The 18,784-nt window shown below is 39.0% G+C and carries 15 protein-coding genes and 2 riboswitches; all 15 genes read left to right on the forward strand.

Features of this window, described 5'->3' with window-relative positions:
* Window positions 1-1,137: a rod shape-determining protein RodA gene (gene rodA, locus KJ593_03890; protein ID MBU2541025.1), complete on the forward strand. Its 1,137-nt coding sequence runs from the start codon at window positions 1-3 to the stop codon at window positions 1,135-1,137.
* Between the two features lie 20 nt (window positions 1,138-1,157).
* Complete coding sequence (locus tag KJ593_03895; GenBank protein ID MBU2541026.1) at window positions 1,158-2,873, forward strand: TIGR03960 family B12-binding radical SAM protein; 1,716 nt, start codon at window positions 1,158-1,160, stop codon at window positions 2,871-2,873.
* A gap of 199 nt (window positions 2,874-3,072) precedes the next feature.
* Window positions 3,073-4,518, forward strand: coding sequence for a diguanylate cyclase (locus KJ593_03900; protein MBU2541027.1), 1,446 nt, complete (start codon window positions 3,073-3,075; stop codon window positions 4,516-4,518).
* Window positions 4,519-4,527: 9 nt separating this feature from the next.
* Window positions 4,528-4,971, forward strand: coding sequence for a hypothetical protein (locus KJ593_03905; GenBank protein ID MBU2541028.1), 444 nt, complete (start codon window positions 4,528-4,530; stop codon window positions 4,969-4,971).
* 48 nt (window positions 4,972-5,019) lie between these two features.
* On the forward strand, window positions 5,020-6,735 hold the full coding sequence (gene tadA / locus KJ593_03910; protein MBU2541029.1) for a Flp pilus assembly complex ATPase component TadA: 1,716 nt from the start codon (window positions 5,020-5,022) through the stop codon (window positions 6,733-6,735).
* 6 nt (window positions 6,736-6,741) lie between these two features.
* On the forward strand, window positions 6,742-8,442 hold the full coding sequence (locus KJ593_03915) for a GspE/PulE family protein (protein MBU2541030.1): 1,701 nt from the start codon (window positions 6,742-6,744) through the stop codon (window positions 8,440-8,442).
* A gap of 20 nt (window positions 8,443-8,462) precedes the next feature.
* The gene (locus KJ593_03920; GenBank protein MBU2541031.1) at window positions 8,463-9,662 is read left to right on the forward strand and encodes a type II secretion system F family protein; all 1,200 of its coding nucleotides are present in this window, start codon (window positions 8,463-8,465) and stop codon (window positions 9,660-9,662) included.
* Window positions 9,663-9,807: 145 nt separating this feature from the next.
* Window positions 9,808-9,884, forward strand: a riboswitch (cyclic di-GMP riboswitch).
* Window positions 9,885-10,039: 155 nt separating this feature from the next.
* Window positions 10,040-10,468: a type II secretion system GspH family protein gene (locus KJ593_03925; protein ID MBU2541032.1), complete on the forward strand. Its 429-nt coding sequence runs from the start codon at window positions 10,040-10,042 to the stop codon at window positions 10,466-10,468.
* Between the two features lie 79 nt (window positions 10,469-10,547).
* Complete coding sequence (locus KJ593_03930; GenBank protein MBU2541033.1) at window positions 10,548-12,317, forward strand: tetratricopeptide repeat protein; 1,770 nt, start codon at window positions 10,548-10,550, stop codon at window positions 12,315-12,317.
* The gene (locus tag KJ593_03935) at window positions 12,314-14,251 is read left to right on the forward strand and encodes a tetratricopeptide repeat protein (GenBank protein ID MBU2541034.1); all 1,938 of its coding nucleotides are present in this window, start codon (window positions 12,314-12,316) and stop codon (window positions 14,249-14,251) included. Before KJ593_03930 ends, KJ593_03935 begins: the two co-directional genes overlap by 4 nt.
* A gap of 112 nt (window positions 14,252-14,363) precedes the next feature.
* Entirely contained in the window at window positions 14,364-14,876 is a 513-nt protein-coding gene (locus KJ593_03940; protein MBU2541035.1) for a hypothetical protein, read from the forward strand.
* An 18-nt stretch (window positions 14,877-14,894) separates the two neighbouring features.
* On the forward strand, window positions 14,895-15,536 hold the full coding sequence (locus tag KJ593_03945; protein ID MBU2541036.1) for a prepilin-type N-terminal cleavage/methylation domain-containing protein: 642 nt from the start codon (window positions 14,895-14,897) through the stop codon (window positions 15,534-15,536).
* A gap of 68 nt (window positions 15,537-15,604) precedes the next feature.
* A riboswitch (cyclic di-GMP riboswitch) is annotated at window positions 15,605-15,691 on the forward strand.
* Window positions 15,692-15,819: 128 nt separating this feature from the next.
* A complete protein-coding gene (locus KJ593_03950) occupies window positions 15,820-17,322 on the forward strand; it encodes a hypothetical protein (GenBank protein ID MBU2541037.1) in 1,503 nt (500 codons plus the stop codon).
* Window positions 17,319-17,828, forward strand: a complete 510-nt coding sequence (locus KJ593_03955; GenBank protein ID MBU2541038.1) for a hypothetical protein — start codon at window positions 17,319-17,321, stop codon at window positions 17,826-17,828. Before KJ593_03950 ends, KJ593_03955 begins: the two co-directional genes overlap by 4 nt.
* Window positions 17,825-18,781, forward strand: coding sequence for a pilus assembly protein PilM (locus tag KJ593_03960; protein ID MBU2541039.1), 957 nt, complete (start codon window positions 17,825-17,827; stop codon window positions 18,779-18,781). Before KJ593_03955 ends, KJ593_03960 begins: the two co-directional genes overlap by 4 nt.
* Window positions 18,782-18,784 lie beyond the last annotated feature (3 nt).

Genomic DNA, 18,784 nt, shown 5'->3' on the forward strand with positions numbered 1-18,784 from the left:
ATGACTAGAGAATTTGACTGGACGCTATTAGGAGTGGCTTTTGCAATAAGTATTATTGGGGTTATCTCCATTTATAGCGCAACACATTATACAGGAGGAGCTAGTCTAACTCTGCCAACGCAGATGCAAAGTAACATCTGGATTAAGCAGTTAATTTGGATGTTGCTTGGCGTAATCCTTGCAGTGTTGGTTTCTAATATCAATTATCATCGCTTCTGGGATTTTGCCTGGCTTTTTTATATTGCTAGCATTATTTTGCTAGTTTTAGTTCTTTTTCGTGGCGCTGAAAGATCAGGCGCCAAGCGTTGGCTTGAATTTGGATATCTATCATTTCAACCAGTTGAATTAGTGAAGATTTCGATAATAATTATTCTTGCACGCTATTTTACCAAGCAGATATCTTATCATTTTTCACAAAATCTTTATCATTCAAACCCCCTTATTTTATTAAGGACAGCATTTATTCCTTTGGGTCTTGTGCTTTGTCCATTTTTTCTCATCATCCTGCAGCCGGATTTAGGATCAAGCGTAGTATTGTTTCCAATTTTATTTGCTGTACTTTTTTGTACTCATGTTTCTAGAAAGTTTCTCATTACTTTGATTAGCCTAGGCCTGGCATCTTTGCCTTTCCTTTGGCAAATCTTGAAAGATTATCAAAAGCAGAGATTATTAGTTTTTTTGAATCCTGATCTTGATCCTCTGGGTGCAGGCTATACTATTGCTCAATCTAAGATAGCAATTGGTTCAGGTAAATTGTTAGGTAAAGGATGGCTCTCGGGTACTCAGAACCAACTCAATTTTTTACCTGAACGCCACACAGATTTTATTTTTTCCATTATCGCAGAAGAATGGGGTTTTTTTGGTTCAATGCTCATCCTTTCACTTTTCTTTCTGTTGGTTTGGCGGATTATAAAAGTTATCTTAAAGACAAATGATATCTTTGGCCGTATTATATGCATTGGCATTGTTGCTCTTCTTTCATTTCAAATTTTGGTTAATATTGCTATGAGCAGCGGAATGATGCCGGTGGTAGGTCTGCCATTGCCCTTTATTAGTTATGGAGGTTCATCTTTATTACTTTCATATCTATGCATTGGTATAGTATTGAATATTTCTAAGCAACGCATAATCTTTTAATTTTTTAATAAAGACATATCATGCAAGATTTATTATTGAGCGTAAAAAAGCCAGCTCGTTATATTGGCACTGAGTTTAATGGCAATCATGGCCTAAAACAAGATGTGGCTGTAAAATTCGCCATCTGTTTTCCGGGTCTATACGAGATAGGCATGAGTAATTTGGGTTTGAGAATAATATATGGTCTTCTGAATAGTCAGCAAGATTGTTTATGCGAGAGATTCTTTCTGCCGGCACCTGATATGCTTGGATTGATAAAGAGCAAAAAGGCTAAATTTACATCCCTTGAGTCAGGACGTAGTTTAAGTGATTTTGATATTGTTGGTTTTTCACTCCAGCATGAGTTAGATTATACAAATGTATTGCACATGCTAGAGCTTGCTGGATTGCCTTTTTTTTCGAGGCAACGCCATGAAAATCATCCTTTGATAATTGCAGGAGGTCCTGCCTTAGCTAATCCTGAGCCAATAGCTGATTTTTTTGACTTATTTATTATCGGCGAGGCAGAAGAGGCCCTTCTAGAATTGACTGCTGAATATAAAAAGTTCCCTAGCAGGCTTAATCGCAAAGAATTGCTGGCGCGGCTTTCAAAGATAGACGGCATATATGTTCCAATGCTTAAAGGCAGAGTTGGTTTTTCTGTTAGGCGCCGATTCATTAAAGACCTAAATTCATCTTTTTTTCCGCAAGACTGGATTGTTCCTTATATCCCTATTGTTCATGATAAGATAATGCTTGAGGTAATGCGCGGCTGTCCACATTCTTGTCGCTTTTGCCAGGCGAGAATGTTTTATTCTCCTTTTAGGATAAAGAGCAAAGAAAGGATTGTTCAACTAGGTTTAGCAGCACAGGAGAAAAGCGGCTACGAAGAGATATCGTTGTTAGGTCTATCTTCCTTGGATCATCCCCAGATAAAAGAAATCTATAGCTGTTTGACTGATGCCTTGCGTAGTCAATGTGTCGGCGTCTCTTTAGGTTCGCTGCGACCAAGCTCTAGGGTTTTGAATCTGCTGGAGATGACAGCCAAGATAAAAAAGGTCGGACTTACTTTGGCCATAGAAAGCGGCTCAAACTGGCTGCGGCAGCTTATAAACAAGCAAATAGATATGGATTCATTAAAAGAATTGATTCAAGCTTGTTATTCTAAAGGCCTAAGACGGATTAAGCTCTATTTTATGTTCGGCCTGCCTTTTGAGAGAGAGGATGATCTGGAATCAATTGCCGATATAATCTACGAATTAGCTCATATAGGAGGCAGGCTTAGAAAGAATCTATTGTTTTCAGTAAGCATTAATCCTTTTATTCCTAAACCACATACTGTTTTTCAATGGCATCCTATGGATGATTTGAAGACCTTAGATAGAAAAAAGAGGTTTTTGATTTCAGCAATTTATAAGCGGATCAAGAATGTAAAGATTAGTTTTCATTCTCCTGGTATGAGTTATGTAGAGGCGCTTCTTGCTCGTGGCGACAGAAAGATGTCTGGACTTATTATCGAGGCATTTAAAAGAGGTGCGCTAATGGACTCTTACGGTGATTATTTTAATTTTGACTTATGGCAGGAGGCTGAAAAAGCAGCTGGGATTGACGCCGGGAGTTATCTTTATCGTGAAACTATAGATGAGCAAAAATTGTGCTGGGACTATATAGATATGGGCTACGATAAAGAAAGGCTTAAAATAGAATACGAAGATGTTATTAAACTCGGGCGTATGAGGCCAGGCCAGGGGTCCTAAGATGATTTTGGCGAGTGATAATCTTTTAAGTTTTTTGAGTTCCTTTTAAAAGACATTGACATTTAAAAAATAATCCGTTATAGTAAATTAAAATGAAGTTTATTCGTTGAGGTTCTCTGGCGAAAAATGCTTAATTTATCCTGTAAGTTACTTGCTGGTAGCTTAGCAAGTAAAGGGATTCATTAAAGGAGATGTATAAATGAAAAAAAATAATAAAAAATCCAATTTATCCTCGAGAAGCTTAAAGGTAAAGCTTAAGTTGGCGTTTGCGCTATCTTCGGTTATCCCTATTTTGATTTTACTTAATATGCTAAACCCTAGCTTGTTTAGTTTTACTTTCAGGCTTAACGAGATACAGCCGATAACTATTAAGTTCTGGCCAATATTTATAATTACTACAGTGATTGTAAGTCTGGGTTATTATATCTTGAAGCTGATAATCGATCCGGTAATTTCAATAAGTCGTGATGCCAAACATATAGCCCAGGGTGATTTCGAACGCGTAATTAAGGTCGGTGCTGACAGAGGGGATGAAATCGGAGATTTGAGCTTTGCCTTAGATAAGTTAACAACGCGAATTCGTAGTTCAATGCAAGAATTGAGCCAGTACGGCGAGAAGACCAAGAAGATAAATCTGGAGATTAATAAGCGCGTAGTGGTCTTGAGTAATCTCCTGCAGATAAGCACTTTAATCTCTCAAGGCGCAAACTTAAACGAAATACTACATTTAAGTGTAGATAGGATTATGGAGGTGGGTCAGTCAGAGATAGGTTTCCTGATGGTTAAAGAGCAGATGAAAAATGTATTGACGATGAGGTCTTTACGCGGCGTAGGCGCAGGGAGATTTGAAAATCTCGAAATCGCAATTGGCGAAAATCCTCTGGCGGATTTAATCTATAGAAAAGAGGTTATAATCCTTGATCAAAACAACAAAGATACATCAAGAGAGGTTAACGCCTGGCAGGAAAAGTTTGCAATGCGCAATGCCGTCATAATACCTTTGTTTGTACGCGGCGATCCCTTGGGTATTATCTGTATTGCCAATAATAAAGAGAACTTTTCTTATACTTCTGACGATTTAGAAGTGATTGAAATCTTCGTTAAACAGATAGCGATTGCGCTTGAGACAGATTTCTTACATTTCAGAGTCCAAAAATTAGAGGTAAAGGATGCCCTTACCGGACTTTACAATGAAAGATTTGTAAAGGCACGTTTAGATGAAGAGATCAAGAGGGCAATTATTTACCAGAGGCCATGTGCCTTCCTCTTGTTCAATGTTGACAATTTCAAACGTTACTATACACTTTTTGGCGGCCTTGCCTCTGAGGCCGCACTTAAAAGGATTGCTCTCGTTCTGGAAGATAGTATTACTGATGTAGATAGGGTGGGGCGTTTTGGTGATAATGATTTTGCTGTAATTTTACCTGAGCGTAATAAAAAAGAGGCCAATAAGATTGCAGAAGATATAAGAAAGAAACTAGAGTTTGTTTTTAAAGAAGAACCAGACGCCAACAAGAGAATAACCTTAAGCGGTGGCGTAAGCGAAAATCCCATTGATGGCGTTTCTGCACAAGAGCTGGTTGTTAAAGCGCGGCAGATGCTGATGGAAGCAAAGGCAAGAGGCAAGAACCAGATAAAGGGTTAGAGTTTAACTATGAGCGCATTTAAAAAAGTAATGGCAAAACAATTAGGGGAGCTTCTGATTGAACGTGGAGTTATCGGGGCTAAACATCTTGAGAAGGCGCTTGAAGTTCAGAAGGAAAAAGGCGGTCTTATCGGGGAAATCCTTGTAGAATTAGGTTTTGCAAAGGAAGAGGATATAGCTCATGCATTAACTGCCCAGTACGGGTTTCCATACTTACCTTTAAAAAATTATGATATAGATTTAGAAATTGTCCGGATTATCCCTAAGAATGTAGCTATCCAGTACTGTCTTATTCCCATAGATAAGATCGGCACCTCGCTAACAGTTGCTATGTCTAATCCATTAAATGTTCAGGCGATCGAGGATATAGAACTACTTACCAAGTGCAAGGTTCAGACTTTTGTAAGCACCCCTTCAGATATTAGAGAGACAATAAAGAAATATTATAAATAAAACCCAATATTCCTCATCTTTGGTATTTATTTTTAATTTTTAATAACTATGGTTTCTTTAAAAGAACGCCTTACAGAGATCCTGATTAAGAATAAAATCATCACGCGGGAGAACCTGGATAAGGCGATTGCAGTTCAGTCTAAAGAAGGCGGAAGGCTGAGCGATATCCTTGTGCGTTTAGGATATGTAGACCAGAAAGACTTAGTTATTGCCTTAAGTGAAGGTTTGGGCCTGCCCCCGATTGACCTAAACCGTTTCAAGATTGAATCGGAAGTAACTAAACTTATCCCCCAGGAGACCGCAAGGCACTACCAGATAATCCCTGTATCAAAAATGGGTAATACGCTTACCTTGGCTATGGCCGATCCTCTCAACGTCTTTGCTATTGATGCAGTCAAGACCTTGACAGGTTTTGATATAAATCCGATTATCGCAAAGCCGGAAGATGTGATGAATGCAATTACTCAATATTACGGAGAGGACTCTTACCAGGCTATAGAAGATATAATTGATGAAATGGGTAAAGATAGCGAGCTGGAAGTTATTAAGGATGAAAAGATAGATTATGCAGACGTGCAGGAATTGGCTCGTCTTACTCAAGAAGCCCCTGTAATTAAGATTACCAATCTTTTCCTAAAGCAGGGAATTGAAGCCAGGGCCTCGGATATATTAATTGAGCCGTTTGAGAAAAGTGTTCGCGTTAGGCTACGTGTTGATGGCATGTTAAAAGAGATTGAATCCCCGCCTAGATCTTTACATGCTTCCGTAGTCTCTAGGATTAAGGTAATGTCTGGAATGGATATAGCCGAACATAGGCTTCCTCAGGATGGAAGATTTAAGATCAAGCTAGAAGGCAAGGATGTTGATTTTCGTGTTTCAGTTTTGCCTTCTAGCTTTGGAGAAAAGGTTGCTTTGCGTATCCTGGATAAAACTACGGCAAAATTGGATATTACCCAACTTGGATTTGACAAGCATGCCGTGGAGGTTCTAAAAAAAAGTGCCCTTAAGCCGCATGGTATGATTCTTACCTGCGGCCCTACAGGAAGCGGTAAGACAACCACGTTATATTCTTTGCTTAAATTTATCGATGCCCCAGATAAGAACATTATTACAGTCGAAGACCCTGTAGAATACCAACTTCGCGGCATTAATCAGGTCACTGTAAATGTAGATATTGGACTTACATTTGCCAGTTGCCTGCGTTCTATCTTGCGGCAGGATCCTGACATTATTATGGTAGGTGAAATTCGCGATTTTGAAACAGTCGATATTTCAATTAAGGCCGCGTTAACAGGCCATCTTGTTTTGAGTACGTTACATACTACTACAGCTCCTGGTTCTGTGATTCGGCTTGGAGATATGGGCGTAGAACCATTTTTAATTACCTCTAGTGTTATTGCTGTTATGTCCCAGAGGCTACTACGCAAGCTTTGCGAACGCTGTAAAGAAGAGATAGTAGTTAAAGAAGAGGTCTCCAAGAAGGTAGGCATAAAGACAGGGACAAAGGTCTTTGCTGCAACGGCCTGCAAGAATTGTCTTAATACTGGTTATGCTGGCCGTTTAGGAATAATAGAGATTTTAGAATTAACCCCCAAGGTTAAAGAGTTGATACTTGGTCGGGTGCCGGAGGATGTGATTAAGAAAGCTGCTCGCGAGGAAGGGATGAAGACACTTCAGGAGGCTGGTATAGAAAAAGTTATCGAGGGCCTCACTTCTATAGACGAAGTTGTGCGCCTTACAGCGCCTGATAAAGAAATGGCATAAATTAAAATGGCAACTTTAAGCAATAAGATATTAGAGATTTTAGTTAAGACAAAGCGCATCTCCCTTAAGCAGAAGCAGCAGGTTTTGTCTTTAAAGAAGCAAAAGGATTCATCAATCAAAGATATCCTTATTAATGAGGGTTTTATTTCTAATAAGGAGTTGTTAGCAGTTCTTTCAGAAGAATTTAGATTACCGCCTTTAGATCTATCTAAATATAAAATTGATGCGGAGATAATCAAGATTATTCCCGAACGCCTGGCTCGCCAGCATCATCTTATCTGCGTTTCTCAGATTGGCTCTACGATTACTGTGGCAATGAGTGATCCTTTAAATATATTCGCGCTTGATGATTTGCGGATTTTGACAAAAAAGGAAATTGATCCTGTAATATCAACTGAAAGCGATATAAACAAAGCTATTGAAAAATATTATTGCGGGGACGTGGTTGCTATTTCTTCTTTGCTTGATGAGGGAGATAAAACAGCAGAGGTATTAAGTGTTGATGGCGAACAATCAAATATATCAGCTGTTATCGAAGAGAGCCAAAAGGCCCCGATTGTAAAAGTCGTTGATTTGATTATTGCCGAGGCCCTTTATAAACGGGCTTCTGATATTCATGTTGAGCCGGCTGAAGAAGGTTTACGAGTGCGTTACCGCATAGATGGCAATCTGTATGACACTCTTACATTACCGAAAAGCAATCAAAATGCTATTTTAGCGCGACTTAAGATTATGAGCGGTTTAGACATAACCGAATCAAGGCTTCCGCAAGACGGACGCTTTAAGATTAGGTTGGAATCAAAGGAGATAGACTTTCGTGTTTCTGCACTGCCGACGACATTTGGTCAAAAGTTCGTTCTGAGGGCATTGGATAAATCAAGTCTTTCTATGGGGTTGGATAAGCTTGGTTTCTTTCCAGAGAGATTGGCGCTGTTTAAACAGGCGATAGCAAAGCCTTATGGAATGATTTTAGTTACAGGGCCAACAGGAAGCGGGAAATCTACAACCCTTTATTCTATATTGAATCGATTGAATACGATGGAAAAAAACATAATTACTGTTGAAGACCCTGTTGAGTATCAGATTGAGGGCATCACCCAGATACATGTAAAACCTGAGATTGGCCTTACCTTTGCTGCTGGATTACGTTCCATACTGCGTCAAAGTCCGGATATCATTATGATTGGTGAGATTCGCGATTCCGAGACAGCAGATATAGCTGTGCGTGCTTCTCTAATTGGGCAGTTAGTTTTTTCTACCTTGCACACAAATGATGCTGCTGGCGCAATCACACGTTTAATTGATATGGGGGTTGAGCCATTTCTTGTTGCCTCTTCAATTATTATGACCTGTGCACAGAGGCTTTGTCGTAAAATATGTAATGCCTGCAAAGAGCCAGTCGAAATCCCGGACAGTATCCTTAAAAAATTAACTCTAAGGCCAACCAAGACAGATACCTTTTATGCAGGACGCGGCTGTAACCACTGCAACAATACTGGTTATTTTGGCAGATTGGCAGCTTTAGAAGTCTTGATGATTGACGATAATATATGCAGGATGATTTTAAAAAAATCTTCTAGTGATCAGATTAAGGAATATGCAATTAAAAATAATGGCATGCAGACAATCTGGGATGATATGATGCGTAAGCTTAAAATGGGTGCTACTACTTACGAGGAAGTTTTACGCGTAGCGATTGATACATAAATTTTTAAAGGGGAGATAAAATGACAGTTTTCAAATATACGGCGAAAAATAGATCAGGTAAAAAGATCTCAGGCATGCTAGAAGCTGATAATCAGAATCTGGCTATTGAGACTTTGCGTAAGAAAGAATTAATACCTATTAGCCTATCGGAAGAGAAGGCAAAACGGCGTGTTAGTGGGCGCAAGGTTAAATTGGATGATCTTGTTATTTTTTCTCGTCAGCTGGCTACGATGGTTGATTCAGGAATTCCCCTTGTTCAGGCATTAAGCATTCTAGGAGAGCAGGTGCAAAAGGAAAATTTCCGGCAGGTGATTTTAAGGATACGTCAAGATATCGAAGAAGGTGCAGGTTTTTGTGATGCCCTGGCTAAGCACACAGCAGTATTTTCTCCGCTTTACATTAATATGGTAAAGGCAGGAGAAGCAAGTGGTTTATTGAATGAGATATTAGATAGGTTAGCTAATTATTTAGAAAAGGCAAGCGCCTTGCAGAGAAAGGTAAAATCTTCCTTGACCTATCCAATCGTGGTAATTGCCATGGCCTTAATTATTACTATCTTTTTGCTGGTTAAGGTTGTTCCAACATTTAGAGGTATATTTGATATGCTTGGCGGTACCTTGCCTTTACCTACGCGGATCTTGATTGGTTTCAGCGATATGTTGCGGCATTCATTCTTGTATATTGTAATTTTCTTAGTTGGTGTAGTATTCCTGCTTAAGAAATGGTCAAAGACTCCAAGGGGGAGAAGGACCATTGATTATTACCTACTCAAGCTTCCTGTCTTTGGCCCACTTTTAAAGAAAGTAGCAATAGCTAAGTTCAGCCGGACACTTTCTACGTTAGTAAGAAGCGGCGTTCCTATCTTAGGTTCCTTAGAGATTGTAGGCAAGACAGCAGGCAATAAAATAGTTGAAGAGGCATTAGATAACGCGCGCAAGTCTATTAAAGAAGGTGAGCCTATTTCCGGCCCCTTGAGTGAAAGCGATGCGTTTCCGCCTATGGTAGTAAGGATGATTGCTGTAGGCGAACAGACAGGCGAGTTGGAGAAGATGTTAAGCAAGATCGCTGACTTTTATGATGAGCAGGTTGATGCCACAGTAAGTTCTATGACAAGTTTAATTGAGCCAATGGTCATCGCCTTTTTAGGTGTTATTATCGGTGGCATTGTAGTCTCATTATTCTTGCCCATATTTAAGATTACGGAACTATTGGGAAGATGAGGTGTTTTTAGATCAGGGCTACAGGAATAATTTTTTAACCTAACTCTTTCATTATTAATTTGTTAAGAAAATTCTTGACTTTGTAATAGTTAGGTGTCTATAATATATTTTACAGGGCCTAATTTTTATGGTATACTTGAGGTAACATTGAAAAAGGCAAACCAGTCGTAAGGCTGGGACGCAAAGCTAAAGGGCCTTGTGAAAGGGTAGCCAGTTACCAATGAGAATAACCTATTTCAGGTGACTGGAATAGGTTTTATTTTTTTGGCCGGGACTAATAAATGTCAAGCCAGAGGAAAACGAAATTATTATTATTTTTCTAGAAACTGGGTTGATATGATAAGTTCAATCAAGGCCAAGAGAGGAGGTTGTTAATTATGAGAAACAGATCAGGTTTTACCTTGGTTGAAATCATGATTGTTGTTGCTATTATTGCTTTATTGGCAGCCATAGCAATACCTAACCTGTTGCGTGCTCGTCTCAATGCTAACGAGTCTGCATCGATTGCTGCTATGCAGACGCTTTCTACTGCAGCCCAGAGTTATCGTTCAGCTAATCCTAGTTATCCTACTAACTTAGCTGCTTTGTCTAACGCAACTCCACCTTATATTGATTCTGTATTAGCAGGTGGAACAAAATCAGGCTATGCATTTATTTTGACAGGTACCACAAATGCATTTACTGCAACTGCTGCTCCTAGCACTGTGGGCACTACGGGTAATAGATATTTCTTTGTTGATGAAAGTGGTGTTGTCAGGTATGCTAGTGGCGCTGCAGCTACATCTGCAAGCAGCCCAATTGAATAAGGATTCAACTTAAGGATTTACGAGAAAAGGCGCTTCTTTTTAAGAGGCGCCTTTTTTCTAACTAGATATCTTTAAAGGAATGAAAAGATCACAACAAATTATACTTATTATCCTTGTCGGTTTATTGTTTTATTTTAATAGTCTTTTTAATGGGCTTGTTTGGGATGATGAGTTTTTAATCAAGGACAACCCTTATATCAGAAGCATTCCGACTGCTTTTTCTTACGCCTTTTCTAATGATCTATTCCCGGGAGAGCTACTATTTAAGCGGACTAATTATTATCGGCCCCTGCAGACACTAAGTTACTCTCTAGATTTTTTTATCTGGAAAGATACGCCCTTTGGTTTTCATCTCGCTAATTTAATCCTGCATATTATTAATGCCCTTTTAATATATTTAATTATTTCCTGTCTTTATAATCTGCCTTTGGTTTCTTTTGTTTGTGCCTTATTCTTTGTAGCCCATCCTATTCATCATGAGGCAGTGAGCTATATCTCTGGCCGTGCAGATTTATTGGCAGCATTTTTTATCTTGAGCTCTTTTTATTGCTTCCTTAAATATAGACTCGAGAATATAGCTGTGCGGCGCAATTATTTCCTTGTTTTATCATTTATTTGTTTCTTTTTAGCACTTCTTTCTAAGGAGTATGCACTTATCCTGCCTTTCCTATTTTTATCCTTTGATTTTTCTTTTCAAAAATTAAATAGAAAAAATCTAGGCCAATACGTTTTCTTCTTACCCCTGATATTCCTCTTTATCATGTTGCGACTTTCTGCTTTAGGATTGGATAATTCATTGCTGGGCGGCAGATATGCACATTTACTTTGGCAGGAATTGCCGATTCGTTTTTTTGGTTTTATAAAAAGCATACCGCTTTACTTAGGTATTTTAATTTTTCCGGTTGATTTGCATATGCGCAGAGCCTTTCCCAGACCTGCAGGCCTTTTCGATCCTTTAGTATGGATTGGTATTTTTATTTTGCTCAGTTGTTACTTCATTTTTTATAAAAGGAGAAAACAGGAGCCGCTTTATTTATTTTTGTTTCTTTGGTTTTTGATTCCTGTAGTTTCTCAATCACAGCTAACGCTTTCCGGATTTGGCTTTGCCGAGCACTTTTTATACCTTGCCTCAATGGGCGTCTTCTTTGCTTTTGCAAAGGTTTTTGTGGGCCTTTTTCTTAAATTTAAAGCAAGGGCGCAAAAACAGAGATTTATCGTTACTATACTTTTAATCTTACTTAGTTTTTATGGCAGCTTGACGAGTGTCCATAATCTTAACTGGAAGGATAGTCTGACATTCTATAAGTGGACGCTGAAGTTTTCACCCGAGAGCATTAAGTTGCGCATAAATCTAGCCAGAGAGTATATTGCCCTAGGTAGGGATGATCTGGCCTTAGTTGAATTCTTACGTGCTAAAAAGTTATTAGAGCAAGTGGAGGTATCTAAATATAAAGATAAACCAATTTTAGATTGGACTCTGAATGAGGCGATAGTAGTCGGCTATTACAATGTGGCTGTGCTTCATGCCAGCCAGAAAGATTATACAAGGGCGGAGCAGGAATATCGGCTGTCCCTTGCGATTAAGCCAAATTTTAATAAGGCACGTAATAATCTAGCTGCCTTATTGACCAAGCTAGGCAGAGATAAAGAGGCGATAGAGCAATTGTCGCTTGTTTTGAGTTCTGATCCAGAAGATTTAAAGGCATATTATAATCTGGGCGCAATCTTAGCGAATCTAGGCGAAGATGAAAAGGCAAGGCAGGTCTGGCAAGATGGCTTAAAGATAGATCCGGATGATGCCAAGATTGGCGATGCGCTTGCGAGGCTCCTGGAAGAGAAGAAGAGATGAGCAAAAGAAATAAAATAATTTTTATTATAGTACTTGGTTTTCTTGTCTATTCCAATTCTTTTTCTGTTCCCTTTATCTGGGATGACTTTGGTTTGATAATTAACAATCCACTCATAAAGCAGATTCGCCTCCTGCCGCAGTTATTCGTTAATAGACTTATGGTTACAGAGGCAGAGAATAAATTCTTTCGGCCAATACAGGCAGTCTCGAATATGCTTGATTTCCGGATATGGAATGAGAATCCTTTTGGTTTCCACCTGACCAATATCTTATTACATTCACTTTGTGCAATCCTACTCTATTATTTATTCACCATAATCTTTGCGAGAGAACATATTGCTTTTTTAAGCGCCCTAGTTTTTCTTATTCATCCTGTGAACGTAGAGGCTGTAACCTATATTTCAGGAAGGGCTGATTCCTTAGCCCTTGTTTTTCTCCTTGCTTGCTTTATAAATTATGTCAGATTCCGTCTTTATGCAAAGAGGCGTTTATTTTGTTATTCCTGTATTTTATTTGTCCTTGCACTGCTTTGTAAGGAATTAGCTTTAGCGGGCGTATTTTTGTTTGTCTTGTTGGATTACGCTGTTGATAGAAAAATAAACTTCAAATATTATTCTATATTTTTGGGGTTAGCTCTGGGGTATCTACTGTTAAGATATCTTGTTTTTGGTTCACTTTTTATAAAGAGCGAACATTCCTTATCTACGAGATTTCTTACTTCTCTTTTGCATCTATTCGACTACTTAAGGATTTTATTATTTCCAGTTAATCTTCATATGTCTTATGTCCCTAGGATAGTTACATCCTTTAGTCCAGGGCTTTTACTGAGGCTATTCTCTTGTGTTTTCTTATTTTTTATTTTCTCGCTTGTTTTAAGAAAAGAAAAAAAGGTATTTTTATTTTGCTTATGTTGGTTTTTTATTTTTCTTATTCCCCAATCAGGCATCTTTCCAATAAATGTCTTTTTTGCCGAGCATTTTATATACTTATCAGAATATGCCTTGTTTTTTCTTTTCATCTGGACATGCTCTGAAGTATTAAAAACAAGGAAAATACTGCATTATGCTATTCTAGCGACAATGTTTGCCTCTTTGGCTGTTATTACCTTTAGTTATACCCAAGATTGGATTGAGCCAGTTAAATTTTACAGAAGGATTATTTCTTTTACTCCGGGAAACTACATCGCGCATCATAACCTTGGCGTAGAACTTAATGAGCAAGGTAGGACCCATGAGGCAGAAGAACAATATATGACTGCACTTAGAATAAATCAGGATTTTGCACCCGCATATAATAGTTTAGGCATATTGTATTTAGACTCAGGTAAGCTTGATAAGGCAATTGTGTTTTTTAAACAGGCCATTGCAAGAGGCCAGAACAATGCTGCAGTTTATTATTATCTGGGAAGGGCCCTTAGATTAGCAGGAGATTTTTCTGCAGCGAATGAGGCCTTCAAAACAGCCAAAAAGATTGTTCCTTGGGATTCGTCGGTCTATATTGAACTTGCATTACTCTATCGAGACCAGGCAAGGATAGAGGAGGCGATTGAGGTATTGAAAAATGCCATCCGTCTTGAGCCTGAAAATAGCTCCTTGCATCTTGACCTTGGTTTATTCTATAAAGAGACAGGAGAAATCTCTGAGGCAATCACTGAATACGCATTGGCCTTAAAGCTTGATACAGATTCAGTCCAGGCCTATAACAATCTGGGCGTTCTTTACGCCGAGATGGGAGATTTAAAAAAGGCCTCCTACTGCTTATATAAGGCAACGCAGTTAGATGCGGATTTTCATGAGGCACGTTTTAATCTGGGGCTTTTATATTTTCAAATGGATGAAAACATAAAGGCAAGAGAGGAGCTTTTAAAAATACCAGAGGCCTCGCCTATTTTTCCTCTTGCAAAGGAGCAGATTGAAAAATTCAAGTATAGATAAAGAGAATCAAAAAGAATAAGCAGAGAGAAAAATCCTCCATAAAAGCATTGACTTTTTTTATAAGAGAGTTAAAATAAATATAACTGTTTGTAAAGTAATGAGTTAAGATAATATGTTCAGAAAAAAGATAAAGCTAGATTCTTGTTCTGGGTTCACTTTGGCTGAGCTTATGATAGCGGCCTTAGTCTTAGTCACTGTATTGGTAGGCCTGCTTGCTTCTTACGTTGCCTGTCTTGATCTCAACGAGACAAATAGCAATATGACCCTAGCCCTAAATGCAGCCCAGGAGAAATTGGCTGAAATCAGGGACTATTCTTTTTCTAATATCTGCACTGATTTCAATAACACTACGTTCAATCTCGATGGTATTATGCCTACGGGAGAAAGTATGGCTATGATTTATACCTATGTTGATTCGGATTTTAATAGTTGCTCTACTTATAATTGTTCCTGTGATTATGATGTTATAAGGGTAGTAATTTCAGTCTGCTGGCGGCAGAAGAGCGGCAGGGTAATTGGCGAAGACAAAGATTTAGACGGCATCATAGATACAGATGAAGACGTAAATAATAATGGCCAGATTGATTCCCCTGCTCAGATTGTAACATTCTTGACTGCTGAATAGGATGAATAGGAATTTTTTATGGTAATAAAGCATCTTAAAAATAAAGGCATGAGTTTTCTAGAAATAGTGGTGAGCCTTGCAATATTTTCTGTTATTCTTACTGCTATTTTTACTGTTCTCTTTACTGGTCGACTCTACTGGAGGATTGGAACAACTCAGCTTGATGTGCAGCAGCAGGCACGCCAGGCAATCTCATTTATTGCCAAAGAGCTAAGGCAGACGCGTGCTGGAACAGGTAGGGTAGCTGGTGGTCCGGCAGTTGCCATCTTAGAGAACCTGCCTGCAGATGATACTGCCTATACTTCAGTAACTTTTAGGGTGCCACAGGATGGAGATGGTGATGGCATAGTGGTTAATGCAGGCGGTCAGGTTGTGGAGTGGTCTGATAAGATTACTTATTGTTTAAATAGCACTGATGGACAGATTATTCGCCTAATTCAGGATACAACACCTTGTGAGTGCCCCGCGCCATATACAAACTGTAGGGTTTTGGCTAATAACATGAAGCCAGATGATGGCGTGGATCCGGGCTTGAAGTTTATCAGGCCTTCATCTGCGCCTAAGCTTATAGAGGTTATCATTACAGCCAGAAAGATCATAGTTGGTTCAAGTGAGCCTATTGAATTTGTTATTAGGTCCTGGATACGCTTAAGAAACTAGTATTCTACTCATTGTATTTTATCAAATTCTATGTTATACTCTAAATGTAGAGATAGATATATTAACCTATTTGAAAAAGGCAAACCATGTCTAAATAGAGGCATGGGACGCAAAGCTAAAGGGCCCTTTAAGGTTTGGGGCAGCCAGTTGCCAATAGAGAATGAACCTATTCTGTAACTGGTGAATAGGTTTTTTTATGGTATAGGAAAGTATAAAACTTTCCTAACCACTGAAAATCAGCTGAAAGTTATCGCGAAACGATTTTCTTGTGAGGTGAGCTAAGATGTCTGCGAGAACTCAATTCTTGAGACTAAATGATAATAGGGGTATTGCGTTGATCACAACCTATCTTTTGGTAGCAGTGCTTTTTGTGCTGGGTGCGGCATTTTTTCTTCGTACAACCAGTGAGCGAATAATAACTGACGTAGATAGAGATAATCTAATTGCATTTAATGCTGGCGAGGCTGGACTTGCCCGCGCTATTGTGTATATGAGGAACAGGACGGGTGGTTCTGATACAAGTAACAATGATCCCTTTGATCCTTTTTCTTCACCTGTTGAAAAGGGATTAAATCAGGCTGACGTCTTGAATAATATTGAACAGGTCTTTGAGAGTAGTGTTACCTTCCAACAGTTTTGCGCAGAGCCTGATTTAGATGATTGCGCTAGCACTGATACAGCAGGAGGAACATATCAGGCTATTATAGATCCTGATCAATCAAATTTCTCAGGTTCAGTTAAAAATAGGTTTATCATCACTGTTAGAGGAATCGTAGGAGGAATTTCACGCACTTTAATTGCTGCTGTTCAGATAGATAATTTTGCGCGTTTTGCTTATTTTTCTGATGATGAACATTATGGCCGCGGTCGGGATAGGGCTCCAGTATGGTTTATTACCGGAGACGAAATCTGGGGACCAACTCATACAAACGGGCATTTTCACATTTTAGGCAATCCTATCTTCCATGATGCGGTTGTTTCTGTTGATGATTTTATTACTTATTTTACCCCAGCTCCATCTGCAGGTAATGATCCGCAATTTTTAGGAGGTTTGACGTTAGGCATAGATCCTATTCCTATGCCACACCAGGCTATAGAATTGCATACAGCTTCAGTGCAAGGCGGTGAGGTGTTTAATGGTAATACTACTATTGTTTTGAACGCTGATGGTACAATGGATGTAACCAATGGCCAACTTTTGCAGACTGAGGGTTGCAGCCCTTGCAATAGATCATTGCCGGCTAATTACGCCCTTTATGTCTCAGGAGGCGACCTTACTCTTTCTGGCACTTTAGATGGTTCCTTGACTGTAGGTACAAATCGAGATATAATTATTGCAGATGATATTCGCTATAACTGTGAGGATCCACTCATAGCATGTCCTGGGGATCCAAATGAGCTATGTGTTGATGCTGCGCTTCGTGATGCATGTGATGATATGTTAGGTATTATTGCTGAAAAAGAGGTAATCGTGAGCGATTCTATAGCCCATAATCACATAAGGATTGACGGTTCGATTATGGCTATGGATCAGTCTTTTACTGTAGAGAACTATAATACTGGCGACCCTCGGGGAATCTTGACAGTTTTTGGCGGCATAATCCAGGACCAACGCGGACCTGTGGGTACGGGTAGTGTTAATATGGTTAACGGTGAGGCAGAGATAACGCACGGTTATGCCAAAAATTATATATATGACTCGCGTTTTGCCACTAATCCACCAATGTATTTTCCCAGGACAGGAGATTACCTTAACTTAGTCTGGCAGGAAGAATTGGGTTTATGAATATCAATAATAAAAGAATTTTAATACCAGTTATCTTATTTTTAGCTATAGGTTTATTCGTATTCGTACTTTTGAGTCTTCGCGTTAACCGAAAAACTAAATCCATTCTTCAGCCTCCTTCTCAAGTGTCTCATTCCAGAGAAAAACTTAAAACTAAGGATGTTTCAATTTACGGGCTAGATATTCCTTTTAGCGCAACAGGTGAAGTTGTTATGTCAGAAGAAGAGAATAAGACAGAAAAAGAGAAGAAAAGAACTTCTGCAGTTGTACCTAAAGAATCCATTAAGACCTTCCAACAAGAGGAAGCAGAGCTTGCAGCTGGTCTGCAGCCTAAGCGTGATTACTCTGTGCCAAGAACAGGGGACTTCCCTGTACAATTCACGCATCCTGCAAGCAGCGCTGAGGCTGATGATGCCTCTGCTGAAACTGATTCAAGTCGTATAAAGGAGTTAGAGTCATCCCAAGAGGATGATGATTTGCATGATAGGGGAACAATTCTATTTTGAAGCTACCAAATTTTTTTAATAAACTCACAAGAAAATCATCCAAGCCAAAGTTAGGCATTGGTCTGGATATTGGTCAGGCTACTACAAGAGTGATTGCTATCTCTTCGAATAAAGACAAGCCCACAATCTCTTCCTTTAGCTCGGTTCCGCAAGAGAAGACAGTTTTAGAGACTGTTCGTAAGGCGATTAATTCGCTGCCTGTAAGTGATTGCCCTGTAAACATTGGACTATCAGGAGCAGGGGTAATTATTCGCTATATTAATCTTCCCAAGATGACAAAAGAGGAGTTGCGTGGTGCAGTACAGTTTGAGGCTGAAAAACACATTCCTTTCCCAATTAAAGATGTCTTTTTAGATGCCTATATTTTAAATGAAAATTCAGGGAATAATCAAATGCTTGTGTTGCTGGCCGCAGTAAAGAAGGAGTTAGTTAGTGAAAGTATGCAGTTGATGCGATCAGCAAGATTAGAGATTCGCATAATTGATATTAATGCCCTTGCCTTGATGAATGTTTTTTTTCATTGTCGCAAAGCAGGCCATTTCAAACAAGAACAAGAGGATAAATCAATAGCACTTTTGGACATAGGCTTGAAATTCAGCAGTTTAAATATTATTGAAGGTGAAATACCGCGTTTAAGTCGCGATATTTCTCTTGGGACAGGTGCTTTTAATTCTGCTAACAAGGAGACAGTATTTTTAAATATTGCAAATGAGCTTCGGCGTTCTTTTGATTTTTATGAGAGCCAGACTGATAGGTCATTGGAGATAATATATTTAAGTGGCGAGGGTGCTAAGGCTGATAATCTGGATGAGACACTTGCGCAAAACTTGACTTTACCTATTAAGTTTTGGGATCCGAGTCTAAATTGCAATATTGCAGATAGTGTAGATAAAAATCTTTTAAAATCTCAAGCGCATACATTAGCAGTAGCGCTAGGGCTTGCATTAAGATAATTT

The organism is Candidatus Omnitrophota bacterium, from assembly GCA_018830005.1.
GTDB lineage: Bacteria > Omnitrophota > Gorgyraeia > JAHJTE01 > JAHJTE01 > JAHJTE01.

Coding starts and splice junctions, on each gene's coding strand:
- rodA (MBU2541025.1), top strand. CDS start 1: ATGACTAGAGAATTTGACTGGACGCTATTAGGAGTGGCTTTTGCAATA.
- KJ593_03935 (MBU2541034.1), top strand. CDS start 12,314: ATGAGCAAAAGAAATAAAATAATTTTTATTATAGTACTTGGTTTTCTT.
- KJ593_03955 (MBU2541038.1), top strand. CDS start 17,319: ATGAATATCAATAATAAAAGAATTTTAATACCAGTTATCTTATTTTTA.
- KJ593_03940 (MBU2541035.1), top strand. CDS start 14,364: ATGTTCAGAAAAAAGATAAAGCTAGATTCTTGTTCTGGGTTCACTTTG.
- KJ593_03895 (MBU2541026.1), top strand. CDS start 1,158: ATGCAAGATTTATTATTGAGCGTAAAAAAGCCAGCTCGTTATATTGGC.
- KJ593_03920 (MBU2541031.1), top strand. CDS start 8,463: ATGACAGTTTTCAAATATACGGCGAAAAATAGATCAGGTAAAAAGATC.
- KJ593_03905 (MBU2541028.1), top strand. CDS start 4,528: ATGAGCGCATTTAAAAAAGTAATGGCAAAACAATTAGGGGAGCTTCTG.
- KJ593_03900 (MBU2541027.1), top strand. CDS start 3,073: ATGAAAAAAAATAATAAAAAATCCAATTTATCCTCGAGAAGCTTAAAG.
- KJ593_03915 (MBU2541030.1), top strand. CDS start 6,742: ATGGCAACTTTAAGCAATAAGATATTAGAGATTTTAGTTAAGACAAAG.
- KJ593_03945 (MBU2541036.1), top strand. CDS start 14,895: ATGGTAATAAAGCATCTTAAAAATAAAGGCATGAGTTTTCTAGAAATA.
- tadA (MBU2541029.1), top strand. CDS start 5,020: ATGGTTTCTTTAAAAGAACGCCTTACAGAGATCCTGATTAAGAATAAA.
- KJ593_03950 (MBU2541037.1), top strand. CDS start 15,820: ATGTCTGCGAGAACTCAATTCTTGAGACTAAATGATAATAGGGGTATT.
- KJ593_03925 (MBU2541032.1), top strand. CDS start 10,040: ATGAGAAACAGATCAGGTTTTACCTTGGTTGAAATCATGATTGTTGTT.
- KJ593_03930 (MBU2541033.1), top strand. CDS start 10,548: ATGAAAAGATCACAACAAATTATACTTATTATCCTTGTCGGTTTATTG.